Here is a 26,614-nt window from a genome sequence, read left to right as displayed (position 1 = left end):
CAGCGGCGTGACCGCGGTCGAGCCCAGCGTGACCGCCGCCGAACGGCGGCTGGCCGAGCTGGATGCCTCGTTCGAGGACTTCTGCAGAAACAACATCGTGGCGGTCGAGCGGTTCCTTCGGAGCCTGTGTGGCGACCGCGAGCTGGTCCAGGAGGCCGTGCAGGAAACGTTCATCACGGCCCGGGACAAGTGGGAAGAGATCAGCGGCTACGAGAAGCCGCTGGCCTGGGTGTACAAGACGGCCCGGTACAAGCTGATGAACGAGCAGGCCCGGCAGCGCCGGGAGGCGACCGCGCCGCTCGACGAGGTGCCGGCCGACCGCCTTGTCGCGCCGCCGGCCGACTCGCGCGAGGCGCAGGAGTGGCTGCTCGGGTGCCTGCGCCGCCTGCCCGAGCGCCAGGCGGCCGTGTTCGCGCTGGCCTTGGAGGGCTGGACCGACCCGGAGATCGCCCGGATCCTCGGCCTGGCCGACAACACCGTGCGGTCGTACAAGGCGGCGGTCCGCCGCCGGCTGAAGCGGTTCGCCGAGGAGGCGGGCTTTGACCCATCCGCCGACGACGAGCGGGCGCACGCTGGCAGCGCCCAGGGGCGGTGACGGTGGACCTCGACGACATCCTGGCCTTGGCCACCGGCCACAAGCCGACGGTCTTCGAGCGGGCGAGCGCCGGCCGCAACACCCGCTGGGTCCAGCAGCAGTACGCACGGGCCAAGGCCGACGGCCGCGACCTGGTGGGCGACGTCGACATGCACGACCCGCTGAGCGACGACACCGGCGAGATTCCCGGATCACCCGCGCGGCGCAGCTGACCAAGCAGGGCACGGTGCGGTGGGACGCGATCACCAACGAGCTGGCCTGGTCCGACGAGATGTCGCTGATCTTCGGTCGGCCACCTGGGCTGGTCCGCCAGTGCCTGGAGTCCCTCTACCAGCTGGTCCACCCGGACGACGCCCGCCGGGTCCGCGCGGCGGCCGGTGCCGCGTGGCTGGAGCGGACGGCCACCGAGCTGACCTGCCGTGTGGTACAGCCGGGCGGGATCACCCGGTGGGTGCACTGCTACATCGAGGTCCTCACCGGGGTGGACGGCCAGCCCGGCGGCCTCATCGGCACCGCGCAGGACGTCACGGAGCTTGAGCTGGCCCGCCAGGAGCGGGAGCGGCGGGCCCGGCGCCGGGCGATCGTCGAGCGCGTGTCGGGCAGCCTCGGCCTGGGCAGCGGGCCACGCGACCGGGCCGCGTTCACGGACGAGATCGACCGCGCGCGGCGCTCCGGCAGCGGTGTACTGCTCGTCGTCGCCACCGAGCCGCAGGGCGGCGCCCACCCCGACCGCCTCTCCGAGGTCGTGGCCACGTTCGTCATGAAGCTGGCCCGCCGCACCGACATCTGCGGCGTCCTCGGTCCGGGCGAGTTCGGCGTGCTCATGCCGGATACCGGGCTGCGGCCGGCCACGTCGCTGGCCCAGACGATGGTGGAACGGCTGCGCGCGCAGCTCTTCGTCGCCGGGCCGCACGGGTTGCGGCTGGACGCCTGGGGCGGCCTGGTCCGCTTCGAGGCGCACGACGAGAGCAGCAGCATCGACCTGCTCATCGACGCCGAGTCGGCGTGGCGGCACGCGAAGGAGACCGGCGCCGCCCTCAAGGCGCTGCCCCGACCCGCTCCGGCCGACGAGCGGCAGGAGGCGTGGCGTACCCGGGTGCGCGCGGCGGTAGCCGGCAACGGGTTCACGCTCTACACGCAGCCGATCCTCGACCTGCGGCTCAACCAGATCACCCGGCAGGAGATCCTGCTCCGCACGCTCAACGACGCGGGCAACCCGGTGCCGCCCTCGCCACTGCTCGACATCGCCGAGCACGTCGACGAGACGCTGCCGATCGACCTGTGGGTGATGGACAACGCGTTCGAGCTGATCGCGCAGGGTCCGCCCACGCCGCACTACCAGATCAACCTCTCCGGGCGGTCGCTCGGCGAGCCTGGCCTGCTCGGCCGGGTACAGGATCTGCTGCACAAGCACGACGTCGACCCGCGCCGGATCACGTTCGAAATCACCGAGACCGCACGGATCGACAACCGCTCCGAGGCGATGTACTTCGCCCGCGCGATCCGGGAGTTCGGCTGCCAGCTCGCGCTCGACGACTTCGGCGCGGCGTACAGCTCGTTCATCTACCTGAAGTCTTTCCCGATCGACCTGGTCAAGATCGATGGTGCTTTTATCACAGACATCGTCAACTCCCCGACGGACCAGGCTCTGGTGCGGTCCATTGTGGAGGCTTGCCAGGCGCACGGCGTGTTGACCGCAGCCGAGTACGTGCGGGATGCGGCCACGATCGAGCTGCTGCGCGGATACGGTGTCGACTTCGCGCAGGGCTACGAGGTAGGCGCACCAATGCCCATCGCGGGTGCGCCCGCGTCGTCGGGCACGTCCATCGAGTTCGACTTGCGGATCGACTCGCTGGCGTAACGCAACAGGGGCGGGATGCAACATGCATGAGCGTGAGGAATTATCAAACCGCTGGTAGAGGCGCCGGGACGTGACAAAAGTTCACCGTTCTTTCCTGACGAATTTGCCATTCACGATCATGTAGTTGCCGCATAGCTACCGAGAGTCGTCATCGTAGAGAGATGACGGCCGCGGTCGCGGTTCCGCCCCTCGCCGCTGGTGAGCCGCCAATCAACTTTGCGGCTCACCAGATTCGCGCTGGAAACATTTCCGGCGCGCGGGAGGATTTTGAGCAGATGCTGGCCATGCTCATCGCGGCCGTCCACCCCGGTGCCCGGCTCATCGCGGCCAACCCCGGCGACTGGGGCATCGACGTGCTGCTCGGCGAACTCTCCGGGCTCGTGGTGATTTGGCAGTCGAAGTACTTCTGGCCGCTGGTCAACCGGCACCGGCAGACCGACATCCGTTCGTCGTTCGCGGCGGCGGTGGCCAACGCGCAGGCCAAGGGATACCGCATCCGGCGCTGGGTGCTGTGCGTGCCGTGCAGCATGGACGCCCCGACCGCGCGGTGGTGGGACCGCTGGCGGGCGCGCAAGCAGCGGGAGACCGGCATCATCATCGAGCTGTGGCACGAGACGACGCTGCGCAATCTGCTCATCACCCCGGACGCGGCGCACGTGCGGCGGCACTACTACGACCCGTACACCTCGCCTCCGATACCCGTACAGCGCCGGGCGCCGGTCCGGGCGCTGCCCGAGCCGGAGGCCGAGCGGCTCGACGACGCGCTTTTCGTACGGCAGCTGCGGGCCGCCGGCCATGTCGAGGTGGCGGCCGCCAAGCGGGAGTACTTCAACGCCGAGCTGCTGGCCCGGGACGTGGCCGACAAAGGGCTGCCCGAGGAGCTGGACGCGCTGGCCGAGTCGGACGCGATCGTGCACGGGATCTGGGAGAGCCGGTTCAACGAGCACGCGGGACGCGCAGCGGCTGACCCGATGCTGCCCGGCCTGCACCCGGACGTGATGCGCGACATCCGCGAGTCGGAGCACGCGTTTCCGACCACGCTCGCGGCCGGCGCGGTACACCGCTGCGGCCTGCTGCACCGCCTCGTCGACCAGCGCCAGGCCGGCTGGGTCGCGCATTGGCGGAATGTGGCCGCGGAACGCGGGGCAACGGGGACAAACGGGGGCAACGGGGAAGGAAAGCGATGAGCGTTGAGGACAACTGGCGGTTTCGCGCTGCCTGCCTGACGCTGCTGCTGGACGTGGTCGCCGACGTGCGTCCGGAGGGGGTGGACGCGGACCGGGTGGCCCTGTTCGACTTCCTCGCGGCCAACCCGCTGCTCCTCGCGCGCGAGGAAAGTGATCCGGACCGCACCCGGCTGCGGCTGGCCGGGTTCGACGACCGCGCCCTCTCGTACTCGAGCGTGGTGCAGCGGTACGTCACCCGGCGCCAGCGGATCCCCGACGACTTAGCGTGGCTGATCACGTACGGGCTGGTCACGGTCGTTGTGGACGGTCGGGTCCGGCACCGCCTCACGCCGACTGGACAGCACGTGGCACGCTCATTCATGTCGATGTACGCGCGCGCCTACCGGGAAGCGGCCGTGATGGTTGTGAACCGGCTCGGCCGGATGCCTGATCGTGGTCTGGCGGAAGTCATGAGTCAATGGATGACGGCGCGGGCGCAACCCCGCTCGCTGGACTTCCCGAGGATAGGACGATGACCGAGGACGGACGCGGGTCCGTGGGTCACGGCGCGGTGCCGGCAGATCGCACCCAAGGCATCCGGCTGCGCCGGCTCCGCCTCGCTGCCTCCGAGCGCAGCTACGATATCGATTTCCGTGGACCGGACGGGACGGCGCGCGCGCTGTCGGTGATCGCGGGCGCGTTCGGCACCGGCAAGACGACGGTGCTGGAGTTCATCGACTACTGCTTAGGCGCCTCCGACCACCCGCGCCACCCCGAGGTCATGCCGCGGGTGCGCAGCGCCGCGCTGGAGGTCGACCTCTCCGGCGCCACCCATGTGATCGAGCGGACCGTGGGCGAACCGTCCACTTGGGCCACCGTCCGATCCGGACGCCTCGACGAGCAGGGCGAGGTCGCCAAGCGCCGCTCGTTACGGCCGGCCGCCCACCCGGGGAGCCTGTCCAGCCTGCTGCTGTCGTACTGCAAGCTCGAGGGCATCCCCCTGCGCGACGAGCCCGACCCGGCGGGTTCGCCGGCCGACCCGCTCAGCTTCCGCGAGCTCATGTGGCTCTGCCTGCTGCTCGGCGACCGCCTCGACGGCGACCTGCTCTTCGAGCGGGAGCCAGACCGGCACCTCACGCTCCGCCAGGTGGTCGACGTGGTCTTCGACGTCCACGACGACCGGCCGCTCCGGCTGGGGCGCCAGATACGCGAGCTCGAGGAGCGGGCCGCCGCCGCCCGGATGGCGTATACGGCGGCGCAGGAGCTGGTCGAGGAGCAGAGCCTCGGCGACACCGCGCTCCTTGACAGGGCGCTTGAGGGGGCCGTTGCCGAGCAGGCCGCCATCGACGCGGCGCTCGCCGATCTCGACGCCCGTACGGTCGCCACCCGGGCTTCGCCGCTGACCTGCGCGACCGGTACAGACAGGCGGTCGAGGCGGCGGAGGAGGCTGTCGTGGCGGTCCGCGACGGCGAGACCCAGCTACGGCGGATGCTGCCGCTGCGCGTGCAGTACGCGGACGACGTCTCGAAGCTGACGCTGCTGTCGGAGGCGGAGGAGATCTTCGAGCCGGTAAGGCTCACCGCCTGCCCGGTCTGCCACACCGTCCCGGTCACCACGCCCGCGATCACCGAGGGCCGATGTGGACTGTGCCAGACCGAGCTGCCCGCCGAGTCGGAGCGCGGCGCACCCGACGTGAGCGTCGAGCTGGCCGCGGCGAAGGCCCGGCTCGCCGAGCTCACCCGCTGGATCGAGGAGCTGGAGGGCGGGCTGCCCACGCTGCGTACCAAGGCCGAGCAGGCACTGGCCGCGGAGGCCGCAGCCGCCGCGGAGGTCGACGCCGCGACCGCCCGGGCCGTCACCCCTTTCCTCGGCGAGCGGGACGCGCTGGCCCGGCGCCGCCAGGGGGCAGCCGTCGTGCACGAGCGCGCGGCGACCGGGTTACGGCTCGTCGCGAGCCTGCGACGGCGGGCCCGCGACATCGAGCGGCAGGACGCCACGATCGCCTCGCTGTGCGAGGAGCTTGCCGAGGCGGGGCAGTCGCCGCCGGACCGGTCTGCGGTGATCGGCCGGATCAGCGAGCGCTTCGCTGAGCTGCTCGCCGACTGGCGCTATCCCAAACTCGCCGACGCGTACGTGGACGAGCGGCTCGTGCCGCACCTACGCGGCCAGCGCTACACCGCCGCGTCGTCCGGCGGCCGCACGCTGATCGCGCTCGCCTGGCAGCTCGCCGTCTTCGAGGTGGCCTGGGAGACCAACTCGTCCCACCCGGGCTTCCTGCTGATCGACAGCCCGCAGCGCAACCTCGTCGACTACCCGGACGCCGGCGCCGCCACGATCGCCCGCGTCTACCACCACCTACGCCGGTGGCTAGCCGGCCCGGGGATCGGCGCGCAGGTCATCGTCGCCGACAACGCCCCGCCCGCCGTGGCCGAGGAAGACGTGATCGTGCGCTTCAGCCGCCGATCCGACCAGCCCCGTACGGCCTCATCGACGACGAGACAGACTGATTTGCCTTTTAGATAGAGATTGAGCTACCGCGACGCCCGCGGTGGTCCAGACCGCTGCTCCCGCGGCCTCACCCTCCGCGCTTCACAACCCGAACGCCCGGCCGGCATCGCCGGTGGCGAGGCTGCGCAAAGCGCCCAAGCCTGAGTAGGCGGCCCAGGGCCAATACGCTAGGCGCGTGACACGAAGCGTCTACGTCGCCGGGCTCGGTCCGGGCGGCGGCAAGTCGACGATCGCGCTCGGGCTGGCCGAGCTGCTCTCCCGGCAGGTGGCGGGGATCGGCGTGTTCCGGCCGCTCGCTCCCGAGCCCGCGGCCGGCCGCGATGCGATCCTCGACCTGCTGCGGGAGCGGTACCGGATCGAGGATCCGTACGAGGATCTGTACGGCGCCACGTACTCCGAAGCGGGTGAGCTGATCTCCACGGGGCGGCGGGAGGATCTGATCGCCCTGATCGTCGGCCGCTACCGCGAGGTAGAGCGGCGGCACAAGGCGATGGTGATCGTCGGCAACGGGCTGCGGGCCGACGACGAGACCGACGAGCTCGCGTTCAACGCCCGCCTGGCCAACGAGTTCGGCAGCGTTGTCGTGGCCGTGGTCGACGGCCTGGAGCAGGAGCCCGAGGCGATCGCGTCGGCGGCCAGCGGCGGCTACCACGGCCTCCGCGACCTCGGCGCCACGGTGCTCGCCGTGATCGCAAACCGCGTGCCGCCGGGCACCGGGATGCCCGAGCTGCCCGTGCCGGCGTACGCGATCCCGGAGGTCCCGACCGTCTCGGCGCCGACCGTGGCCGAGGTGGCGGCGGGGCTCGGCGCGACCCGCCTGGCCGGCGACGACGCGGCGCTCGACCGGGACGTGCTCGACTTCGTGGTCGGCGCCGCGCACGTGCCGCTCGTCCTGGAGTACCTGACCGACGGCTGCCTGCTGATCATGCCGGGCGACCGGGACGACCTGCTCGTGGCGGCCGGCGCGGCCCGGGTGGCCGGCTCACCCGCGATCGCCGGCGTGGTGCTCACGCTGGGCGTGCGCCCCGACCCCCGCGCGATGCGGCTCGTGGAGTCGCTCGGCGCCGGGCTTGCCGTGCTCTCGGTACCGGCGGACAGCTACCACACGGTCGAGGCGATCGGCCGGATCGAGGGGCGTCCCACGGCCGCCAACCCGCGCAAGGTGGAGGCGGCGATCGGCGCCTTCGAGTCCAGCGTGGACAACGAGGAGCTGATGCGCCGGCTGGACGTGGCGCGGGCGCCCCGGGTGACGCCGCTGATGTTCGAGTACGAGCTGATCGACCGCGCCCGCCTGGAGCGCCGCCACCTGGTGCTACCGGAGGGCACCGAGGAGCGGATCCTGCGGGCCGCCGAGACGCTCCTGCTGCGGGGCGTCGCCGACCTCACGCTCCTCGGCGACCCGGACGAGATCTCCCGCAAGGCCAAGGATCTCGGGCTCGACCTCGACCGCGCTTCCTTTGTGGACCCGGCGACGAGCGTGTGGCTGGACGAGTTCGCCGAGCGGTACGCGGAGATCCGCCGGCACAAGGGCGTCACGCTCGACCTGGCCCGCGACGTGGTACGGGACGTCAGCTACTTCGGCACGATGATGGTGCACACCGGGCGGGCGGACGGCATGGTCTCCGGCGCCACGCATACGACCGCGGCGACGATCCGGCCCGCGTTCGAGATCATCAAGACCGTGCCGGGTGTCTCGGTCGCCTCCAGCGTCTTCCTGATGCTGCTGACCGACCGCGTCCTCGTGTACGGGGACTGTGCGGTCAACCCCGACCCGGACGCCGCCCAGCTCGCCGACATCGCACTGTCCTCAGCGGACACCGCGGCGCGCTTCGGCGTCGAGCCGCGGGTGGCGATGCTCTCGTACTCGACCGGCTCGTCCGGCACCGGCGCCGACGTGGAGAAGGTCGCGGCGGCCACCGCGCTGGTCCGGGAGCGCCGGCCCGACCTGCCCGTGGAGGGACCGATCCAGTACGACGCGGCGGTCGACCCCAGCGTCGCCCGCACCAAGCTGCCCGGCAGCACGGTCGCCGGCTACGCCACGGTCTTCATCTTCCCGGACCTGAATACAGGCAACAACACGTACAAGGCGGTGCAGCGGACGGCCGGCGCGGTGGCGGTCGGCCCGGTGATGCAGGGGCTGCGGCGGCCGGTCAACGACCTCAGTCGCGGCGCCACGGTCAAGGACATCGTCAACACGGTGGCGATCACGGCGATCCAGGCGGCCTCATGAAGATTCTCGTGCTCAACAGCGGCTCCTCGACCGTCAAGTACCGCCTCTACGACGGCGACGCGGTCGTCGACAAGGGACTCGTGGACCGGGTCACCGACCACGACGCGGCCCTCGCCGAGGTGACCCAGCGCCTCGACCTGTCCGGTCTGGACGGTGTGGGGCACCGCGTGGTCCACGGTGGAGGGTCGTTCAGCGAGCCGACTCTGGTCACCGGCGGCGTCGTCCAGGCCGTGCGGGAGCTGATCCCGCTCGCGCCGCTGCACAACCCCGCCAACCTCGCCGGCATCGAGGTGGCTCGCAAGCTGCTGCCCGGCGTGCCGCAGGTGGCGGTCTTCGACACGGCGTTCCACCGCACGCTGCCCGAAGAGGCGAGCACGTACGCGATCGACCACGAGCTGGCGCAGCGGCACGCCGTGCGCCGGTACGGCTTTCACGGCACCTCCCACGCGTACGTCTCCCGCCGCACCGCCGCGCTCCTCGGGAGTCCACTGGAGACGGTCAACACGATCACGCTGCACCTCGGCAACGGTGCGAGCGCGTGTGCTGTCGAAGGTGGACGGTCGGTCGCCACGTCGATGGGGCTGACGCCGTTGGAGGGTCTGGTGATGGGCACCCGGTCGGGTGACATCGACCCGGGCGTGCTTGTCTACCTGGCGCGGAACGCGGCGATGAGCGTGGACGACCTCGACGACATGCTCAACCACCGCAGTGGGCTGCAAGGATTGGCCGGGGTCGGCGACATGCGGGAGGTGCTGAGCCGCCGCGCCGCCGGCGACCACGCCGCAACGCTCGCGCTCGCGGTGTACTGCCGGCGGATCAAGGAGTACGTGGGCGCGTACTACGCGCTGCTGGGACGGCTCGACGCGATCGCGTTCACGGCCGGGGTGGGCGAGCGGGCGGCGGCGGTACGGGCCGAGTCGCTGGCGGGCCTGTCACGGCTGGGTATCGAGATAGACACGGAACGCAACGAGCGGGTCGAAGAGGGGATCATCTCGCCGGACGGTGCGCCGGTCGCTGTCTTCGTGGTGCCGACCGACGAAGAGCTGGAGATCGCCACGCAGACGCGCGGCGTGATCAGGTCAGGACAGGGCCAGGAAGGCGGCTAGCACGATCAGGATCACGGCCAGCACCGCGATGCTGATGATCAGGGGCAGGCGGGACGGCCGCGCCTCCTCCTCCGTTTCGTGCACGAAGGAGCGGAACGCTTCCGTATTGCCGCTCGGGTCCACGTACTCGTCAGACATGGCCATGACCATAGCGTGGTAGGGCAGGCCCTACCACGATGGCGCGGTGTTCCCCACCAGAAAGTGGGGTGCGCGCTGGATCGAAGCGAATCAGCCCCGCTCATAGCGTTTTCGGCATGACGACATCCATGTTGCGACCGCCGGACAGCCGGCCGGACGAGACCCTGACCAGCCACCGGCGGCCCCGCAACCTGGCCGCCGCCGTCGCCCGCTTCAGCGCGCGGCACCGGGCCACCGCGATCATCGGGTGGCTGCTCTTCGTGGTGGCGGCCACCGCGCTGAGCGCCGTGATCGGCACTGTCGGCGCGGAGGACAGCGACTACGGCAACGGGGAGTCCAAGCGCGCCGAGCAGATCATCGACGCGGCCGGCTTCCCCGAGCGGGCCGGCGAGATGGTGATCGTGCAGAGCAGCACGCTCACGGCGGATTCGGCCGAGTTCCAGAACGTGGTGCGAGAGACCGCTTCCGCCGTCGAGGCCACCGGCCAGGTCGAGAACATCAACACCGACGCGGTCTCCGAGGACGGGCACTCGGCGCTTGTCACGTTCGACATGAAGGGCGACCCGGAGACGGCCGTCGACCGGGTCGACCCGGTGCTCGACGCGGTGGCCGGGGTGCAGGGCAAGCACTCCGACCTGGTCGTCGCGCAGACCGGCGAGGTCAGCATCGACAAGGCGATCGAGAGCCAGGTGAGCGGCGCGCTGGGCACCCTGTCGATGCTCTCCCTGCCGGTGACGCTCGGCATCCTGCTCGTGGCGTTCGGGGCGCTGCTGGCCGCCGTAATCCCGCTGGGCCTGGCCATCACCGCGTTCCTGGCGTCGCTCGGCCTGCTGGCGGCGAGCAGCCGCTTCTTCCCGGCCGACGACACGGTCACCCACCTGATGCTGCTCATGGGCCTGGCCGTGGGCGTCGACTACTGCATTTTCTACATCCGCCGCGAGCGGGAAGAGCGGGCCAACGGCGCCAGCCCCGAACAGGCGCTGGCCACGGCGGCGGCCACCTCCGGGCGGTCGATCCTGATCTCCGCGTTCACCGTGATCATCGCGATGGCCGGCATGTTCCTGACCCAGGACGTGACGTTCATCAGCCTGGCCGTGGGCACGATCCTCGTCGTCGCGGTCGCGGCGCTGGGCTCGCTCACGGTGCTTCCGGCGGTGCTCTCCAAGCTCGGTGACAAGGTCGACCTGGGCCGCATCCCGGGCCTGTACCAGCGGAAGTCCAACGGCGGGTTCTGGCGCTTCGTGCTCCGCGTGGTGCTGCGCCGGCCGGGCGTCTCCGCGGCGCTCGCGGCCGCCGCGCTTGTGGCGCTCGCGCTGCCGGCGCTCGGCATGCGGCCGGCGTCGGACGGCATCGAGGGCGTCAAGCACGACGAGGCCGCGATCCAGACCTACGACCGGGTGCAGGCCGCCTTCCCGGCGGCGCCGACCCCGCCACCGTCGTGATCAAGGCCCCGAACGTCACCGACGCCGCGGTCACCGCCGCGATCGACGACTTCAAGGCCAAGGCGCTGGCCACCGGCCAGCTCCACGAGCCGGTGACCATCGAGGTCAACCCCGACAAGACGGTCGCCCGGATCGGCATCGGGCTCTCCGGCACGGGTACCGACAAGGTCTCCGAGGATGCGGTACACACCTTGCGCGACGACGTCATCCCGCACTCGCTCGCCGGTCTGGATGGCGCCGAGGTGGCGGTCACGGGCGAGGCGGCCCAGTCGGTCGACTTCAACCACGCGCTCACCCGCAGCGTGCCGCTGGTGTTCGCGTTCGTGCTGGGCCTGGCGTTCGTGCTGCTGCTGGTGTCCTTCCGCTCGGTGGTCGTGGCGGTGACGGCGATCGTGCTCAACCTGCTCTCGGTCGCCGCCGCGTACGGCGCCCTGGTGCTGGCCTTCCAGCACGGCTGGGGCTCCGGTCTGATGGACTTCCAGGAGCGCGGCACGATCACAAGCTGGATCCCGCTGTTCCTCTTCGTGATCCTCTTCGGCCTCTCGATGGACTACCACGTGTTCGTCCTGAGCCGGATCCGCGAGGGGTACGACCGCGGCTGGCCGACCAAGCTCGCGGTCGCCCGCGGCATCCAGAACACCGCCGGCGTGATCACCAGCGCGGCGGTCGTGATGGTGGCGGTCTTCGCGCTCTTCACCACGGCCCCACTGACCGCGATGAAGGAAATGGGCTTCGGCCTCGCGATCGCGGTGCTGATCGACGCCACGATCGTGCGGGCGGTGCTGCTCCCCTCGGTGATGGCGATGTTGGGCGAGCGAAACTGGTACCTGCCGCGCTGGCTCGGTTGGCTGCCGCGCCTGTCCCACAACTGAACCCTTTGGTCCGCACGGCCGCCGTATGGGAACCGGAAAGCCGGCCCCGTACGGCGGTCTCGTCCGTACCGTCGAAACATGAAGCGGTTTGTGGCGGGGCTCGTCGGCGTGGTCCTGCTGATCGCTTCGGCGGCGTGTGGCGCTCAGGCGCCACACGCCGCTTCTTTCGCGGCGGCGCCCGCCATCACCTTTCCGGTCGGCATCCGCATTGTCGCGCTGGCCCGTGGCCCGGCCCGCCCGCTGCCCACCACGGTCTGGTACCCGGCGCTCTTCGCCGGCCGGGACGCGCCGATCGCCGCGGGCCCCTTCCCCGTGGTGATCTACAGTCACGGCCTGCACAGCCTCCCCGCCCGCCACGCGGAGATCATCAGCCGCTGGGTGGCGGCCGGATTCGTGGTCGCCGCGCCCGCGTACCCCCGCACCCGCGAGGACGCCCGCAACTTCACCCGGGCCGACGTGCGCAACCAGCCGGCCGACGCCTGGTACGTCGTGGGTAAGGTGCTGGCCCTCCCGGTGTTCGCCGGCCACCTGGACGGCAGCCGCATCGGCGCGGCCGGGCACTCGGCCGGTGGGTACACGACGGCGGGGCTCTTCACCCCGGCCACGACCACACGCTCCGGGGCGGCATCGTGATCGCCGGGGCGGGCATGGCCGGCGCCTTCGCCGGGCCGCCGGCCGCGATGCTCTTCGTGCACGGCACCCAGGACCCGACCGTGCCGATCGAGGCCGCGCGCGCGGCGTACGACCGGGTGCGCTGGCCGAAGGCGTTCCTGGCGCTGCCGGGGCAGGACCACGGCGCCTACCTGACGCCGGGCCAGCCCGGGTTCGCCAAGGTGTTGGCGACGACGCTCGACTTCCTGCGCTGGACCCTCTACGACGACCCCGCCGCCCGCGGCCGACTAGCGCTGGTCGGCTGACCACTACAAGATCCAGGACGAGACAAGAGATTCGAGCTACCGCGGCGTCCGTCGTGGTCCGGACCGCTGCTCCCGCGGCCTCGCCCTCCGCGATTCACAACCCCGGCCTGCCGGCCGCCAACGCGGCACTTTCGGTCGTGTCGGCGACGTGGGTGGGCGGCGGCCGATGCTGAGGCACCATGGATGGGTGATCGACGGGACCGAGCGGCTGGCCGAGATGGTCGCGGAGGGCGGCGTGGCCGTCCTCACCGGCGCGGGCATCTCCACCGACTCCGGCATTCCGGACTACCGAGGGCCGGACGGCGCGCAGATCCGGCATGCGCCGATGACTTATCAGACCTTCACCCGCGACCCGGTCGCCCGCCGGCGTTATTGGGCACGCAGCCACGTCGGCTGGCGGACGATCGCGCGGGCCGCACCCAACTCCGGGCACCGGGCCGTCGCCGACCTCCGGGACGGCGGGCTGCTCCGCGGCGTCATCACGCAGAACGTGGACGGCCTGCACCAGGCCGGTGGCTGCGCCGAAGTGATCGAGCTGCACGGCAACCTCGACCGGGTGGTCTGCCTCGACTGCGGTGACGGGACCATGCGGGACGAGCTGGACCGGCGGCTGCGGCTGGTCAACCCGGAGTTCCACGCGCAGGTGATCGCGGTCAACCCGGACGGCGACGTGGACCTGCCGGACGAGGCGGTGGAGCGGTTCCGCCTGGTCGGCTGCCGGTCCTGCGGGCGCGGCACGCTCAAGCCGGACGTGGTCTTCTTCGGCGAGACCGTGCCACGGCCGAGGGTGGACGCCAGCTTCGCGCTTGTGGAGAGCGCGAAGCTGCTGCTCGTGCTCGGGTCGTCGTTGACCGTGATGTCCGGGCGGCGGTTCGTGCTGCGCGCGGCGAAGCTGGGCATCCCGGTGGCGATCGTCAACCGGGGGCGACGCGCGGTGACTCGTACGCGGCGCTCACGCTGGACGCGCCCCTCGGCGCGGTGCTGCCCGAGCTCGTCCGCCTCGTGAGTGCGGGAGGCGTCGTTGCGCGCTAGCGTCGCCGCGGCCAGCGTCCTCCTGCTCGCGGGCTGCTCGATCTCCGTGCCACGCCCCGCCACGACCGCCGCGCCATCGTCGTCGCCCAAAGCTACGGCCTCGGCCGCGGCGCCGGCGATCCCGCGTGGGCGGGCGCCCGCGGAGACCTTCGACGTGGACACGCGCCAGCTGCGGCTCAGCCGGGGCGCCGACCGGCCGCTGCCGGTGACGATCTGGTACCCGGACGCGGACGCCGGGCGCTTTCCGGTGATCCTCTTCAGCCACGGGCTTACCGGCAGTCCCGACGACTACGCGGGGCTGCTGGAGCACTGGGCGTCGGCCGGGTTCGTGGTCGCGGCGCCGACGTACCCGCACACGAGCCGGGGCGCCGAGCGCATCGAACCACTCGACGTGATCAACCAGCCGGCCGACGCCACGTACGTGCTCACCGAGGTCCTCAAGCTGGACCGGCGGGCGGGCGACACCCTGCGCGGGCGCCTCGCCACCGACCGCCTCGCCGCGGCCGGCCACTCCGCGGGCGGCATCACCACGATCGGCCTCTTCAGCGTGGCCCGGGACGAGCGGCTGGACGCGGGCGTCGTGCTCGCCGGCAGCGCGCTCGGCGTGGGGCTGGGCTTCGTCGGCCCGCCAGCGCCGCTGCTGTTCGTACATGGGCAGCGGGACTCGGTCGTCTCCTACGCGTCGGGCAAGGCCGCCTACGACAGCGTGCCGTGGCCCAAGGCGTTCCTCACCCTGCCGAACGGCGACCACGGCGAGTCGCTGCGCCGGGGGAGCCAGGCGTTCGACATGGTGGCCGAGTCAACGCTGGACTTCTGGCGCTGGTCGCTGTACGGCGACCCCGACGCCAAGCGACGGCTCCCGAAGGACGCCCAGTCCGCCGGCCTGGGCCGCCTCGACGACAACCTCGGATGAGACCCGCGCCCGCCACTACCGGGTGTGGTCGATGACCACCTTGCCGAAGACGTCGCCCGAGTTGAGGCGGGCGAAGGCGGCCTCCACGTCGGAGAACGGGTAGACGCCGTCGACCACCGGCCGGATCCCGCGCTCCTGGCAGAGGGCTAGCAGGCCGGCCAGCTCGTCCGGGGTACCCATCGAGGTGCCCAGGATTTCCAGCTGCATCGCGAAGACGCGGCGGAGGTTGACCTTCGGCTCGTGGCCGGAGGTCGCGCCCGAGACCACGATGCGGGCACCGAAGCCAGCCGCCTTGAGCGAGTGGTCGAACGTCGCCGCGCCCACCGTCTCGATCACCACGTCCGCCCGCTCGGGCAGGCGGGCGCCGGGCTCCACCGCGATGGCACCCAGCTCGGCGATGCGCGCGCGCTTGGCGGCGTCCCGGCTCGTGGCGTACACCTTCTTGCCGAGCGCGACGGCCAGCACCACCGCGGCGGTGGCCACGCCGCCCCCGGCCCCCTGCACCAGCACGACCTCGCCCTCGTCGACGCGGCCGCGGGTGGTGAGCATGCGGTACGCGGTCAGCCACGCGGTCGGCAGGCAGGCGGCGTCCGCAAAGGACACTCCGGCCGGCTTGGGCACGAGGTTGGCCCGCGGCACCGCAACCCGCTCCGCGAGCGTGCCCGCGTAGTGCTCGGACAGGATCGAGTAGCCGCGCGGGTCTGCCGGGTCGGTGACCACCGGGTACACGACGACCTCCGCCCCTGACGGGTCGACGCCCGCCGCGTCGCAGCCCAGGATCATGGGCAGCTGCTGGGCGGACAACCCGACGCCGCGCAGGGACCAGAGGTCGTGGTGGTTGAGCGAGCTGGCCTTGACCTCGACCGTCACCCAGTCGGAGCCGGGCAGGGCCGGCTCCGGCTGCTCCCCTACCGCCAGCGCGGCGAGCGGGTTGTCGTCGTCGAACGCTGAGGCGTACGCGGCACGCATGACCGGCACGCTAGCAAAGGGCTCACGCCAGGCGAGCGACTCCGTCACGCCGAGCGGCATCGGCCACAGCCTCTGCCACCGCGGGCGCCACCCTGGGGTCGAGCGGCGACGGCACGATCGCGTCGGCGCGCAGCACGTCGGCGACCACCCGGCGATCGCCTCGGCGGCGGCGACCTTCATGCCGTCGGTGACCGTCGTCGCCCGCGCGGCCAGGGCACCGCGGAAGACACCGGGGAACGCGAGCACGTTGTTGATCTGGTTGGGGAAGTCGCTGCGGCCGGTGGCGACCAGCGCCGCGTGCCGGGACGCGACGTCCGGGTGCACCTCGGGCGTGGGATTGGCGAGCGCGAAGACGATGCCCTCCGGCGCCATGCGAGCGACGGCCTCCTCCGGGATCTGGCCGCCGGAGACGCCGATCAGCACGTCCGCGCCGGCCAGCGCGTCCGCGATGCCGCCGGTGGCAACCTGGCGGTGGCCGATCGTGCCGTTGGTGGTGGCGGCGAGCTCCGCCTTGACCGGCGTGAGGTCGCTACGCCCGCCGTGGATGATCCCGCGCGAGTCGACGACCACGACCCGGTCGGCGTCGACCCCGCCGGCGATCAGCATCTTGGTGACCGCGACACCGGCCGCGCCCGCGCCGCTGACGACCACGCTCAGGTCGTCCATCTTGCGGTCGAGCAGGGTGATCGCGTTACGCAGCGCGGCCAGCACCACGATCGCGGTGCCGTGCTGGTCGTCGTGGAAGACCGGGATCGGCAGCGCCTCGTCCAGTCGACGCTCGATCTCGAAGCACCGGGGCGCGGAGATGTCCTCCAGGTTGATCCCGCCGAACGAGGGCGCCAGCGCGGTCACCACCGAGACGATCTCGTCGACGTCCTTTGTGTCGAGGCAGATCGGCACCGCGTCGACGCCGCCGAACTGCTTGAACAGCACCGCCTTGCCCTCCATGACCGGCATCGCCGCGCGCGGGCCGATGTCGCCCAGCCCCAGCACGGCAGTCCCATCGGTCACGACCGCCACGGTGTTTCCGGTCCAGGTGTACTCGGCGGCCAGGTCCGGCTCGGCCGCGATCGCCTCGCACACGCGGGCCACGCCCGGCGTGTACGCCAGCGAGAGATCGTCACGGCTGTTCAGCGGAACGGTTGCGGCGACGGCCATCTTGCCGCCCCGGTGCAGCTCGAAAACCGGATCCTTCGCCAACGACGGATCCAAAGAGGACGATGACATGCGGTGTGAACTCCCCACGTGTGGTTTTCCTCGCTCGCCCCCTGGCGGCGAACGGTGCGGCCCGCCGGCTGTGCACGCCACGGTGAGTGCACGAGGGGCGGTGCGTGGTGCGGGGTCACCCGGTCCGAAACCTGAGCATAAACCCCGGCCGCGGCCAGTAGCGCAGCACCACCCGACCCACTACGTCTGCTACCCCATAAGCCCGGGAATCATCCGTGACCAGCCCGTTGTCTCCGAGTACCCACCAGCCGCCGTCCTGTGCACGGACCGCGCGTTTGACGACGAGCAGGTCAGGTCGGGTGCGAAACCGCGCCACGACGACGTCGCCGGGCCGTACCGGACGGCCGCCGCGCCGCACGATCAGCGCGTCACCGTCGCGCAGTGTCGGCACCATCGAGGGGCCGCGCACGAGAACTGCGAACGGCATGTGTGTTTCACCTCTCGCACATGGGGCAGCCGGACGAGGAGTAGGGTCTTTCCCGGATCATCGCAAACGTCATGGAGGGTCCTTATGCGACTTCCACGCTTCCTTGCTCCGCGCACGGTCGTTAGCGCCCACTGCGACCTCCCGTGCGGCGTCTACGACCCGGCGCAGGCTCGGATCGAGGCGGAGTCGGTGAAGGCGATCGCCGAGAAGTACCAGGCGAACACCGACGCCGAGTTCCGCACTCGCTGCCTGATCATCAAGGAGCAGCGGGCCGAGCTGGTCAAGCACCACCTGTGGGTGCTGTGGACCGACTACTTCAAGCCGCCACACTTCGAGAAGTACCCGCACCTGCACCAGCTCTTCAACGAGGCCACCAAGCTCGCGGGTGCCGCCGGCGCCAAGGGCTCGACCGACCCGGCCAAGGCCGATGAGCTGCTGAGCAAGATCGAGGAAATCTCCAAGATCTTCTGGGAGACCAAGCAGGCGTGACGCCCGCTCCCTCCGAGGTCACGATCCGGCCGGCACGTCCCGATGACGTGCCGGCCGTCGTCGCCATGGTGCACGAGCTCGCCGAGTTCGAGCAGGCGCCCGAGCAGTGCCACCTCACCGAGCCCCAGCTCCACGCCGCACTCTTCGCACCGCAGCCGGCGCTCTTCGGCCACGTCGCGGTCAGCGGCGACGGCCAGGTCATCGGGTACGCCCTGTGGTTTCTGAACTTCTCCACCTGGGAAGGCGTGCACGGGATCTACCTGGAGGACCTCTACGTACGCCCGGCGGCCAGGCGGACCGGGGCTGGCCGGCTCTTGCTCACCACCCTCGCGCGGATCTGCGTGGAACGCGGGTACCAGCGACTCGACTGGTGGGTCCTGCACTGGAACCCGGCCCGCGACTTCTACGGCGCGCTCGGTGCGGCGGCGATGGACGAGTGGATCCCGTACCGGCTTTCCGGGCCGGCCTTACACAAACTAGGGATGCGGGAACCCGCCGATCGGTCGTGAACCGGTAGAGTCGCTGGGCGGGGTGAGTCAGCTGACAGTGCATCTGGAGCCGGGGATCGAAGACGACGTCGTGTTGCTCACCGTGCCGGCCGACGTCGGCTACCTGGGGGTGCTACGCACTGCGACGGCCGGCCTAGCCGCACGCCTACATTTCGCACTCGACGAGATCGAAGATCTGCGCATCGCGGTTGACGAGGCGTGCGCGATGCTGCTGGCGATCGCGAGCCGGGGTGCCGAGCTGGAGTGCCGCTTCTCGGTCACCGACGACGCGCTGAGCGTCGAGGTGGCCGTCAATACGGTTCGCGGCGCGCGGCTGCCGGCCGAGTCGTCCTTCGCGTGGAAGGTGCTCACCGCGCTCACCACATCGGCGACCGCCAAGGTCGAGGACCAGCGCGCGTCGATCCGCCTGCTGACCCGCCGTACGCCCTGACCTTTCAGTTATCAAAGCTCTGTCCACGTCGCGAGAGCGGCGCGGGTGGAGCTTTTATCACGGGCGGCCCTGCGGCACGAGCGCGTTCTTGATGAAGGTGATGTGCGCGCGGGCGGCCTCCGTCGCGCCCTCCGGGTCGCGGTCCCGAACGCGGCGCAGGAGCTCCCGGTGGTCGGCGTCGACCTGGCGCCAGAAGCCGGGCGGTGCCGTCGCGACCACCTCGCGCTCGTTCGACACCTGGTAGAGCGGCCGGCACAGCAGCTCGAGGAGTGGGTTGCCGGTCGCCGCGACAAGGGCGGCGTGAAACGCCCGGTGGGCGGCGAGCATCTCCGTCACGCCCGCCGTCTCCGGGTCGAAGAGCGCCGCCTCCAAGTCGGCGACATGCTCCTCCGTGCGCCGCCGCGCGGCCTGCGCCGCCGCCGGTACCTCCAGCGACCCGCGCACCTCCAGCAGGTCGCAGAGGCCGGCGGTGGAGGCGCTGATCAGCAGGTTGAGCCCGGTGGAGAGCGTGTCGGACAGCTCCGCGGGGCTCGGGTGGGCGACGAAGCTGCCCCCGGTCACGCCGCGGGTGGTCACGATGAGGTGCTGGCTGGCGAGCAGGCGGAGGGCCTCCCGCACGGTACTGCGGCTCACCCCTGAACGGGCGCACAGCTGTGGCTCGGTCGGCAGCCGCTCACCCGGCTGGAGCCGCCCTGATGTGATCTCGGCCCGCAGGTCTTCCGCGAGCGTCTGGTACGCCGGTAGCCGCACGGCTGCACTTTAGGGGCGGTGGGGCCCAAACGGGGGCAGAGCCATCCGTTCGGGTGTCGTGTTCAACCTAGACCGAGCGCTTTGGTACTCGATGGGGTGACCAGCAGGCCCGCCACCGCGACGGCGATCGCGATGATCGGTACGCCGGCCCACGGCAGCCCGCCCTGGATCATGTAGTAGCCGATCGGCAGCAGCATCAGCTGGAGCACGATGGCCGGCCCGCGGGCGGCGGAGCGGCGGTTGCCCAGCGCTCGCGCCACCACGAAGAGCAGCACGGCACCGGCCACCGCGAAGACGGTCACCATGAGTGCCACCGACAGGCTGTTCGCCGTACCGGTGAGGTCTTCGTACACCAGGTAGGCGGCGACGAGCGCGACCGCGGCCGCCTCACCGATCAGCAGCCACACCGCCCAGCGCAGCGTGCCGGGGAGCGGCGGGGAGTCCTGGATCACGCGCAAACGATACTCGCCGCGGAGTACAGTCCCGCCCATGCGGGCGTTACTGGTCGTCAATCCCAAGGCGACCACGACCAGCGAGCGTGTTCGTGACGTACTGGTGCGGGCGCTCCGCAGCGAGTTCGACCTCGTGGTGGAGCGCACTCGCCGGCGGGGGCACGCGACCGCGCTGGCCCGGGAGGCGGCCGCCGACGGCCTCGACGTGCTCGTCACGCTCGGCGGGGACGGCACGATCAACGAAGCGGTCAATGGCCTGATGACCGGCGCTCCGTTCGAGACCCGGCCGGCCCTTGCCGTGGTGCCCGGGGGTTCGACAAACGTCTTCGCCCGCGCACTCGGGCTCCCCAAGGGCTGGGCCGAGGGTGCGAGCGTGATCCTCGAGGCGCTGCGCGCCGGGCGGGTGCGGACGATCGGACTGGGACGCGCCGACGACCGGTACTTCACGTTCTGCGCGGGATTGGGGCTCGACGCTTCGGTGGTACGCCGGGTCGAGCAGGCGCGACTGCGGGGGCGTACCTCCACTCCCGCTCTCTATATGCGCTCCGCAGTCACCCAATACTTCACCGAGATGGATCGGCGGCACCCGCCGATCACCCTGGAGCGGCCGGGCGAGACAGCCGAGCCGGAGCTATCGACCGTCATCATCCAGAACACCGCTCCTTGGACTTTCATCGGCGACCGGGCGATCAACCCCAACCCGGGCTCGTCGTTCGACCTCGGCCTCGACGTGCTCGCCCTGCGCCGACTGCGCGTGCATAGCACAACACGGACAGTGACTCAGCTCCTGTCCCCCGATCGTGAGCCGCATGGGTCACAAGTGGTGAGACTGCATGACGTCTCGGAGTTTTCCCTGCTAGCGGGGCGTCCGCAGGCGTTCCAGCTGGACGGCGACTATCTCGGTGAGCGAGAAAAAGTCCGGTTCACGAGCGTCCCGGGCGCACTGCGCGTAATCTGCTGAGGGGCGCCTCACGTCCCCTGGTGGGTGATCCACCAGAGGAGTACGCCGGAAATGTCGGCAATGTGGCGCGGACTGTACTACATTGATTGGTGACTGTCGCAAACCGGGTGCTGACGGAAGGTCAAAATCCGGACAAAGGGGTTGTGGGCTTGCTCACCCGCTCAGATTTTTTCCGAGCGTCCCTCTTGACATCGCGGGAGTTCGTGAAAGTATTCACAAGCGAAACGAGTTACCGGGAAGTTGCGCGGGCATGCCCGCCAAGTGGCAAGTTCACGCAGCCGGACCGGTCCAAAGGCCTGCTAACGCGCTGCAGATCGGCTGAATGCGCAAAGTCGCGATCGGCGCGCGGACGCAAATAGAGTTCCACCGCATTAATTGCCACCGATCCAGAACGAGGAGTGTTGCCGCCATGGACTGGCGCCACCATGCTGTCTGCCGCGACGAGGACCCGGAGCTGTTCTTCCCGATCGGGACGTCCGGCCCGGCGCTCCTGCAGGTCGAGCAGGCCAAGGCCGTCTGCCGGCGGTGCTCCGTGACCGACGAGTGCCTTCAGTGGGCCCTCGACTCCGGTCAGGACGCCGGCGTCTGGGGCGGGATGAGCGAAGAGGAGCGGCGCGCCGTCAAGCGTCGCGGCGGCCTGCGGGTCCGCGCTCACTCCGCCTGACAAACAGCACTACACACAGCATCAACGCCCCGGGCTCCAGGCCACCGGGGCGTTTTGCTGTCCCCATTCGGTTTGCTTGTCGCCATCCGGTGCGGCCCTTCTCCTTTGAACACGCCTATCAATCGCGCGCGACCGGCCCTGGCATCAGGCCCCCACCGGTCCGGATCGCCCCCCGGCCGTTCCGGACCTGGCCCTGACACCCGGGCCGGCCGCGCTCTGCGCGGGACGCTTGCCGAATATCGTCCCGCGCACGTGAGAAAGACACCCTGAGGCGTGGTCGGGACGTCCCTCGGGGATGAGGAGCCCACACACCGCACGCTGATACGGGCTGGTCTCACGACTGCCGGCGGCAGAACCAGGGGCAGCGCCGCTGGTGGTTCTCAGGCGGCGGCAGCCGCCGGCACCGAGGCGTCGGCCGCATCGGCCCGGGCCAGCACCAGCCGGGCCAGCTCGGCGGCGCCTTCCAGCGGCTGCGCCGCCGCGACCGCACCGGCACCCAGCGCGGACCGGACCACGGCGTCGTAGAGCAGGCCTGGCGCCAGGAAGTACGCCGCCACGCCGATCCGCTCCGCCCCGGCCGCGCGCAGCTCGGCGACCGCCTCGGCCCCGGTGGGGGCGGACGCCGACGCGTATGCCACGTGGGCCGGCACGCCCAGCGACGCGCCGAGCGCGTCCGCGGCCCGCACCACGGTCTGCCGCGCGGCCGCGTCGCGGGTGCCCGCCGCGGCCAGCACCACGGCGTCAAAACCGGAACCCGCGGCTGCCAGCCGGCGCCGCAGGCCGGCGAGCAGCAGCTCGTCGACCGGGCCGCCAGCGGGCGGGCCCAGCACGTCCGCGACCGCGACCGGGAGGCGCAGGCCGGCGGCACGGGCGGCGCGGACCGCGTCGGGCACGTCCACCCGCCCGTGGTACGCCGCCGTGAGCAGCAACGGCACCAGCGTCACCCGCCCGTGGCCGGCCGTCTCCAGCGCGCTCAGCACCTGCCCGGGGCGAGGCAACGTGTGGTCCAGAAAGGACGCGCGCACGTCCACTCCGGGGCGGGCCACCGCGACCGCGCGGACGAGGGCACGGGTCGCCCGCGCCGCCCGCGGATCGCGGCTGCCGTGCACCACCAGGAGGATGGGCGTCACGTGTGCAGGCCGCACTCGGTCTTTTCGAACATCGCCCACCGGCCGGCCCGCGGGTCCTCGCCAGCCTTGGTGCGGCGGGTGCACGGCCAGCAGCCGATCGAGGTGTAGCCCTTCTTGAAGAGCTCGTTGACCGGCACGTTCCACCGCGAGATGTACGCGTCGACGTCGGCCTGGCTCCACGCCGCGATCGGGTGGACCTTGACCTTGCCGCGCTTGGCGTCGAAGGCGACCACCGGCGTGTTGGCCCGGGTCGGCGACTCGTCGCGGCGCAGCCCGGCGGCCCACGCGTCGTAGTCGGCGAGCGCCCGCTCCAGCGGCTCCACCTTGCGGAGGAAGCAGCAGTCGTCGGGGCTCTTGTTGAACAGGCGCGGCCCGTACTCCCCGTCCTGCTGCCCCACCGTCAGCCGCGGGCGGATCGAGCGCACGTTGACCGGCAGCGTGGCGGCCACCGTGTCGCGCACCCTAAGCGTCTCGGGAAAGTGCAGGCCGGTGTCGAGGAAGACCACGTCGACGCCGGGCGCCACCCGGGAAACGATGTGGGCCAGCACCGCGTCGGCCATCGAGCTCGTCACGCAGAACCTGTCGCCGAACGTCTCAGCCGCCCACCGGGCAATCTCCTCGGCCGGCGCGCCCTCCAGCTCGCGCCCCGCGTCCTCGGCGAGCCGGCGCAGCTCCTCCGGGTCGCGGCCGATGGTGGTGGCAGGACTCCCGAGGGTCACCAGCCCAAGCGCCGCGCCCTTCATCGAGTAACCGCCTTTCGCACCAATCCGATGAACTTGACGGAGAATGCACGCGCGCAGCCGCGGCACTCCCAGGTCCCGTGCCCCTCCTCGGACGGGCGCAGGTCTTCTTCTCCGCAGTACGGGCAGTACAAGGGTGCGGCGCGGTCTTCGGCGCTCATCGAAGTGCCTCCTCCTCGACCCTCATGACCCAGCTGGCGAACGCCTCGCCCTCGGTGCGGCTCTCCAGGTAGCGGCGGGCAAGGCGTTCCACGTACTCGGGTAGCTCGTCCGCGGTGGTCTTGAGCCCGCGGAGCTTGCGCCCGAACCCGGCGTTCTGGCCCTCGGCCATACCGAGGCCACCGCCGAGGTGGACCTGGAAGCCCTCCACCTGCTGGCCGTCCGGACCCATGACGATCTGGCCCTTGAGGCCGATGTCGGCGGTCTGGGTACGGGCGCAGGCGTTGGGGCAGCCGTTGATGTGGATGGAGATGTCGGCGTCCATGTCGCCGAGGCGCTCTTCGAGCCGGGCGACGAGCTCCTCGCCGCGCCGCTTGGTCTCGACGATCGCCAGCTTGCAGAACTCGATGCCGGTGCAGGCCATGGTGCCGCGCCGCCATGTCGACGGATGAGCCTCCAGGCCGATCCCGCGCAGCGCGGTCACCAGCGCGTCGACACGATCCCGCTCGATGTCGAGCACCAGCAGCTTCTGGTACGGCGTGAGCCGCACCCGCTCGCTCCCGTGCGCCTGCACGGCGTCGGCGAGCTGGGCGAGCTGGGTGCCGGACGTACGCCCCACCACCGGCGCGGCGCCCACGTAGAAGCGGCCGTCCGCCTGCTGGTGCACGCCAATGTGGTCGATCGGCTTGTCCGGGAGCTGGGGCGCCGGCCCGTCGAGCAGGGTACGGCCGAGGTACTCCTTTTCCAGCACCTCGCGGAACCGCTCCACGCCCCAGTCGGCGACAAGGAACTTCAGCCGCGCACGGTGGCGCAGCCGCCGGTACCCGTAGTCGCGGAAGACGCTGACCACGCCGGCCCACACGTCGGGCACCTCGTCGATCGGCACCCACACGCCGAGGCGCTGGGCCAGCATCGGGTTGGTCGAGAGGCCGCCGCCGACCCAGAGGTCGAAGCCCGGACCGTACTCCGGGTGGTCGACACCGAGGAAGGAGATGTCGTTCACCTCGTACGGCATGTCGGCCAGCCACGAGATCGACGACTTGAACTTGCGCGGCAGGTTGGAGAACTCGCGGGCGCCGACGAAGCGCTCCACGATCGCGTCGATGGCGGGCGTGGCGTCGAGCTTTTCGTCGGCCGAGATGCCGGCCACCGGGCTGCCCAGCACCACCCGCGGGCAGTCACCGCACGCCTCGGTGGTCTCCAGCCCGACCGCCTCCAGGCGCCGCCAGATCTCCGGCATGTCCTCGACGCGGATCCAGTGGAGCTGGATGTTCTGCCGGTCGGTGATGTCGGCGGTGTCCCGCGCGAACTCCTGCGAGATGCCGGCGATCGTGCGCAGCTGGGCGAGGTCGAGCTGGCCGCCGTCGACGCGCACGCGCAGCATGAAGTACTCGTCGTCGAGCTCGTGCGGCTCCAGGATGGCGGTGCGACCGCCGTCGATCCCGGGCTTGCGCTGTGTGTAGAGCCCCCACCAGCGGAAACGACCGCGCAGATCCTGCGGGTCGATCGAGCCGAAGCCGCGGTGCGCGTAGATGTTTTCGATCCGGGCTCGGACGTTGAGCGGGTTGTCGTCCTTTTTGGTGCGCTCGTTCGGGTTCAGTGGCTCGCGGTGTCCCAGGGCCCACTGCCCTTCGCCGCGCGCCTTACGAGGGCGTGCGGCCGGCCGGCCTTCCGAGCTTGTGACCGCCATCCTCGGCGTCCTCCGTGTACTTGGTCAGGATGGACGCGCGAGGCTACGGCGCTGAACTTGAGGGCCGGCGCTCTCTACGCGCCCGGGAACAGATCGGATCGGGCGACGTCAGTGGGCCCGACAGATGGCGCTGCGCACGCGGCCGTAGTCAACGTGGCGCCGGGAGGTCAACCCCAGCGACACGGCACGGCGCTCAGCAACGGTCACGAGGCTTAGCGTCTCACAGCGACTCCGGACCGCCAACCAGCGGCCCAGATGCCGGGAGTGTGGTCTGTAACACCTCGGCAACAGGTGGCCCCCGTGATGAAGGGATCAATCGGACGGCTCCGGCATACGGGCAAGAGGACAGGCCATCTGGCGGTATAGCATGCCCGCGCCTTTATTGACTCGATCAATTTACGGGGAGACACCGTGTCACTACGGACCAAAGCCGCCTTGCTGACGGCTGCCTCGCTTTCGGTGCTGGCGCTCGGCGCGTGCGGCTCCACCCCCGGCGACTCGGCCGCGCAGGAAGAGCAGAGCGTCCTGGCCACGCTCGTCAGCGACGCCAAGGGCTCGCTCCAGAAGGTCATGGACAGCGCCACCAAGGCCGAGACCGTCAGCATGAAGATGAACGGCAAGGGGGAAGGCGAGACGTTCCAGGGCGAGGGTGTCCTGGATTACGGCAAGGACCCCAAGGCCGAGTTCACGATGCAGTCCGGCGGCGAGACCATCAAGATGCTGCTGCTCGGCCCGGTCATGTACATCGAGGTCCCCGAGGCGGAGCGGGCCGAGATGCAGGGCAAGCGCTGGATGAAGATGGACCTGAGCGCGGCCGGTGACCAGGCGGGGCGGCGTTCACCAAGCAGCTCGACGACATCGACCCGGTCAAGCAGGTCAAGACCCTGCTCGCGGCCGACCAGGTCACGGTGGTCGGCGAGGAGACGATCGACGGCGTGAAGACCGTCCACTACACCGTCACCATCCCGCTCGCCACCCACCTCGAGCAGATCGACGCCGACCTGCGCGCGATCACCGAGAAGGAGCTGACCAAGCAGGGCGTCAAGGACATCAAGACCGACATCTGGGTGGACCAGAAGTACCAGCCGCGCCGGGTGCACGTGGTGATGGGTACGGGCACGGACGTGACGGTCGACTACACCGACTACGGCAAGCCGGTGAACGTCCAGGCGCCGCCGGCGGCCGAGGTGTTCGACCTCGCCGAGATGCTCGAGGGCCTGAAGACCGGAGGCTGATG

27 protein-coding genes and 3 pseudogenes are annotated in these 26,614 nt (G+C 70.9%); 21 read left to right on the top strand and 9 right to left on the bottom strand.

What is annotated here, in order from left to right; translation table 11 throughout:
• Positions 1 to 7 precede the first annotated feature (7 nt).
• The 9 genes from Pflav_RS38195 to Pflav_RS38160 all read left to right on the top strand — a co-directional run bounded on the left by Pflav_RS38195 (position 8) and on the right by Pflav_RS38160 (position 9,466).
• Positions 8 to 595, top strand: coding sequence for an RNA polymerase sigma factor (locus tag Pflav_RS38195; protein ID WP_173041468.1), 588 nt, complete (start codon positions 8 to 10; stop codon positions 593 to 595).
• A gap of 2 nt (positions 596 to 597) precedes the next feature.
• Complete coding sequence (locus Pflav_RS38190) at positions 598 to 807, top strand: hypothetical protein (protein WP_173041467.1); 210 nt, start codon at positions 598 to 600, stop codon at positions 805 to 807.
• A gap of 14 nt (positions 808 to 821) precedes the next feature.
• Positions 822 to 2,456: a sensor domain-containing phosphodiesterase gene (locus tag Pflav_RS38185; RefSeq protein ID WP_173041466.1), complete on the top strand. Its 1,635-nt coding sequence runs from the start codon at positions 822 to 824 to the stop codon at positions 2,454 to 2,456.
• Positions 2,457 to 2,731: 275 nt separating this feature from the next.
• Positions 2,732 to 3,643: a serine/threonine protein kinase gene (locus tag Pflav_RS38180; RefSeq protein ID WP_173041465.1), complete on the top strand. Its 912-nt coding sequence runs from the start codon at positions 2,732 to 2,734 to the stop codon at positions 3,641 to 3,643.
• A complete protein-coding gene (locus tag Pflav_RS38175; RefSeq protein ID WP_173041464.1) occupies positions 3,640 to 4,158 on the top strand; it encodes an ABC-three component system middle component 2 in 519 nt (172 codons plus the stop codon). Before Pflav_RS38180 ends, Pflav_RS38175 begins: the two co-directional genes overlap by 4 nt.
• Entirely contained in the window at positions 4,155 to 5,156 is a 1,002-nt protein-coding gene (locus Pflav_RS44315) for an ATP-binding protein (protein ID WP_197938842.1), read from the top strand. Before Pflav_RS38175 ends, Pflav_RS44315 begins: the two co-directional genes overlap by 4 nt.
• Entirely contained in the window at positions 5,075 to 6,145 is a 1,071-nt protein-coding gene (locus tag Pflav_RS44310; RefSeq protein WP_197938841.1) for a hypothetical protein, read from the top strand. The genes Pflav_RS44315 and Pflav_RS44310 overlap by 82 nt, the downstream gene beginning before the upstream one ends.
• Positions 6,146 to 6,305: 160 nt before the next feature.
• On the top strand, positions 6,306 to 8,360 hold the full coding sequence (gene pta, locus Pflav_RS38165) for a phosphate acetyltransferase (protein WP_173041463.1): 2,055 nt from the start codon (positions 6,306 to 6,308) through the stop codon (positions 8,358 to 8,360).
• Positions 8,357 to 9,466 (top strand): acetate/propionate family kinase, encoded by a 1,110-nt coding sequence (locus tag Pflav_RS38160; RefSeq protein WP_173041462.1) that lies wholly within the window; start codon positions 8,357 to 8,359, stop codon positions 9,464 to 9,466. Before pta ends, Pflav_RS38160 begins: the two co-directional genes overlap by 4 nt.
• Here Pflav_RS38160 and Pflav_RS38155 read toward each other — a convergent pair.
• Positions 9,440 to 9,604, bottom strand: coding sequence for a hypothetical protein (locus Pflav_RS38155; RefSeq protein ID WP_173041461.1), 165 nt, complete (start codon positions 9,602 to 9,604; stop codon positions 9,440 to 9,442). The genes Pflav_RS38160 and Pflav_RS38155 overlap by 27 nt on opposite strands.
• A gap of 116 nt (positions 9,605 to 9,720) precedes the next feature.
• On the opposite strand from Pflav_RS38155, the gene Pflav_RS46740 reads away from it, so the two are divergent.
• The 6 genes and pseudogenes from Pflav_RS46740 to Pflav_RS38130 all read left to right on the top strand — a co-directional run bounded on the left by Pflav_RS46740 (position 9,721) and on the right by Pflav_RS38130 (position 14,780).
• Positions 9,721 to 11,046, top strand: coding sequence for an MMPL family transporter (locus tag Pflav_RS46740; RefSeq protein ID WP_232072387.1), 1,326 nt, complete (start codon positions 9,721 to 9,723; stop codon positions 11,044 to 11,046).
• Positions 11,043 to 11,918 (top strand): MMPL family transporter, encoded by an 876-nt coding sequence (locus tag Pflav_RS46735; RefSeq protein ID WP_232072385.1) that lies wholly within the window; start codon positions 11,043 to 11,045, stop codon positions 11,916 to 11,918. The genes Pflav_RS46740 and Pflav_RS46735 overlap by 4 nt, the downstream gene beginning before the upstream one ends.
• A gap of 78 nt (positions 11,919 to 11,996) precedes the next feature.
• The gene (locus Pflav_RS38145; RefSeq protein WP_173041460.1) at positions 11,997 to 12,551 is read left to right on the top strand and encodes an alpha/beta hydrolase family protein; all 555 of its coding nucleotides are present in this window, start codon (positions 11,997 to 11,999) and stop codon (positions 12,549 to 12,551) included.
• The gene (locus Pflav_RS38140) at positions 12,548 to 12,835 is read left to right on the top strand and encodes an alpha/beta hydrolase (RefSeq protein ID WP_173041459.1); all 288 of its coding nucleotides are present in this window, start codon (positions 12,548 to 12,550) and stop codon (positions 12,833 to 12,835) included. The genes Pflav_RS38145 and Pflav_RS38140 overlap by 4 nt, the downstream gene beginning before the upstream one ends.
• Before the next feature lie 166 nt (positions 12,836 to 13,001).
• Positions 13,002 to 13,867 (top strand): annotated as a pseudogene (locus Pflav_RS38135) (NAD-dependent protein deacetylase).
• Positions 13,857 to 14,780, top strand: coding sequence for an alpha/beta hydrolase family protein (locus Pflav_RS38130; RefSeq protein ID WP_173041458.1), 924 nt, complete (start codon positions 13,857 to 13,859; stop codon positions 14,778 to 14,780). The pseudogene Pflav_RS38135 and the gene Pflav_RS38130 overlap by 11 nt, the downstream one beginning before the upstream one ends.
• Before the next feature lie 15 nt (positions 14,781 to 14,795).
• On the opposite strand, the gene Pflav_RS38125 is transcribed toward Pflav_RS38130, so the two are convergent.
• From Pflav_RS38125 to Pflav_RS38115, 3 genes and pseudogenes are all read right to left on the bottom strand, one after another.
• Positions 14,796 to 15,758, bottom strand: coding sequence for a zinc-binding dehydrogenase (locus Pflav_RS38125; protein ID WP_173042868.1), 963 nt, complete (start codon positions 15,756 to 15,758; stop codon positions 14,796 to 14,798).
• Positions 15,759 to 15,771: 13 nt separating this feature from the next.
• A pseudogene (locus Pflav_RS38120) lies at positions 15,772 to 16,976 on the bottom strand (NAD(P)-dependent malic enzyme).
• 115 nt (positions 16,977 to 17,091) lie between these two features.
• The gene (locus Pflav_RS38115; protein WP_173041457.1) at positions 17,092 to 17,403 is read right to left on the bottom strand and encodes a S26 family signal peptidase; all 312 of its coding nucleotides are present in this window, start codon (positions 17,401 to 17,403) and stop codon (positions 17,092 to 17,094) included.
• An 84-nt stretch (positions 17,404 to 17,487) separates the two neighbouring features.
• Between Pflav_RS38115 and sodN the strand changes: the two genes are divergently transcribed.
• The 3 genes from sodN to Pflav_RS38100 are packed head-to-tail and all read left to right on the top strand — an operon-like array spanning position 17,488 to position 18,831.
• The gene (gene sodN / locus Pflav_RS38110) at positions 17,488 to 17,892 is read left to right on the top strand and encodes a superoxide dismutase, Ni (protein ID WP_173041456.1); all 405 of its coding nucleotides are present in this window, start codon (positions 17,488 to 17,490) and stop codon (positions 17,890 to 17,892) included.
• Positions 17,889 to 18,401: a GNAT family N-acetyltransferase gene (locus Pflav_RS38105; protein WP_173041455.1), complete on the top strand. Its 513-nt coding sequence runs from the start codon at positions 17,889 to 17,891 to the stop codon at positions 18,399 to 18,401. Before sodN ends, Pflav_RS38105 begins: the two co-directional genes overlap by 4 nt.
• Positions 18,402 to 18,423: 22 nt before the next feature.
• Positions 18,424 to 18,831: an ATP-binding protein gene (locus Pflav_RS38100; RefSeq protein WP_173041454.1), complete on the top strand. Its 408-nt coding sequence runs from the start codon at positions 18,424 to 18,426 to the stop codon at positions 18,829 to 18,831.
• Between the two features lie 57 nt (positions 18,832 to 18,888).
• Here the strand turns inward: Pflav_RS38100 and Pflav_RS38095 are convergent, their stop codons facing one another.
• Complete coding sequence (locus Pflav_RS38095; RefSeq protein ID WP_173041453.1) at positions 18,889 to 19,581, bottom strand: FadR/GntR family transcriptional regulator; 693 nt, start codon at positions 19,579 to 19,581, stop codon at positions 18,889 to 18,891.
• Positions 19,582 to 19,643: 62 nt separating this feature from the next.
• Positions 19,644 to 20,033, bottom strand: coding sequence for a hypothetical protein (locus Pflav_RS38090; RefSeq protein WP_232072383.1), 390 nt, complete (start codon positions 20,031 to 20,033; stop codon positions 19,644 to 19,646).
• Between the two features lie 37 nt (positions 20,034 to 20,070).
• Here Pflav_RS38090 and Pflav_RS38085 point away from each other — a divergent pair, with 37 nt between their 5' ends.
• A complete protein-coding gene (locus Pflav_RS38085) occupies positions 20,071 to 20,994 on the top strand; it encodes a diacylglycerol/lipid kinase family protein (RefSeq protein WP_173041451.1) in 924 nt (307 codons plus the stop codon).
• A 409-nt stretch (positions 20,995 to 21,403) separates the two neighbouring features.
• A complete protein-coding gene (locus tag Pflav_RS38080; protein WP_173041450.1) occupies positions 21,404 to 21,658 on the top strand; it encodes a WhiB family transcriptional regulator in 255 nt (84 codons plus the stop codon).
• Positions 21,659 to 22,038: 380 nt separating this feature from the next.
• Here Pflav_RS38080 and Pflav_RS38075 read toward each other — a convergent pair whose 3' ends face one another.
• From Pflav_RS38075 to Pflav_RS38065, 3 genes are all read right to left on the bottom strand, one after another.
• Complete coding sequence (locus Pflav_RS38075; protein WP_415624358.1) at positions 22,039 to 22,803, bottom strand: sirohydrochlorin chelatase; 765 nt, start codon at positions 22,801 to 22,803, stop codon at positions 22,039 to 22,041.
• Positions 22,785 to 23,531, bottom strand: a complete 747-nt coding sequence (locus Pflav_RS38070; RefSeq protein WP_173041449.1) for a phosphoadenylyl-sulfate reductase — start codon at positions 23,529 to 23,531, stop codon at positions 22,785 to 22,787. Before Pflav_RS38070 ends, Pflav_RS38075 begins: the two co-directional genes overlap by 19 nt.
• A 154-nt stretch (positions 23,532 to 23,685) precedes the next feature.
• A complete protein-coding gene (locus Pflav_RS38065; RefSeq protein WP_173041448.1) occupies positions 23,686 to 25,377 on the bottom strand; it encodes a nitrite/sulfite reductase in 1,692 nt (563 codons plus the stop codon).
• Between the two features lie 411 nt (positions 25,378 to 25,788).
• On the opposite strand from Pflav_RS38065, the pseudogene Pflav_RS49375 reads away from it, so the two are divergent.
• Positions 25,789 to 26,612, top strand: a pseudogene (locus Pflav_RS49375) (SCO4651 family lipoprotein).
• Positions 26,613 to 26,614: the final 2 nt, after the last annotated feature.

Source organism: Phytohabitans flavus (assembly GCF_011764545.1).
Lineage (GTDB): Bacteria > Actinomycetota > Actinomycetes > Mycobacteriales > Micromonosporaceae > Phytohabitans > Phytohabitans flavus.
This window is presented reverse-complemented; position numbering and strand designations above follow the sequence as displayed.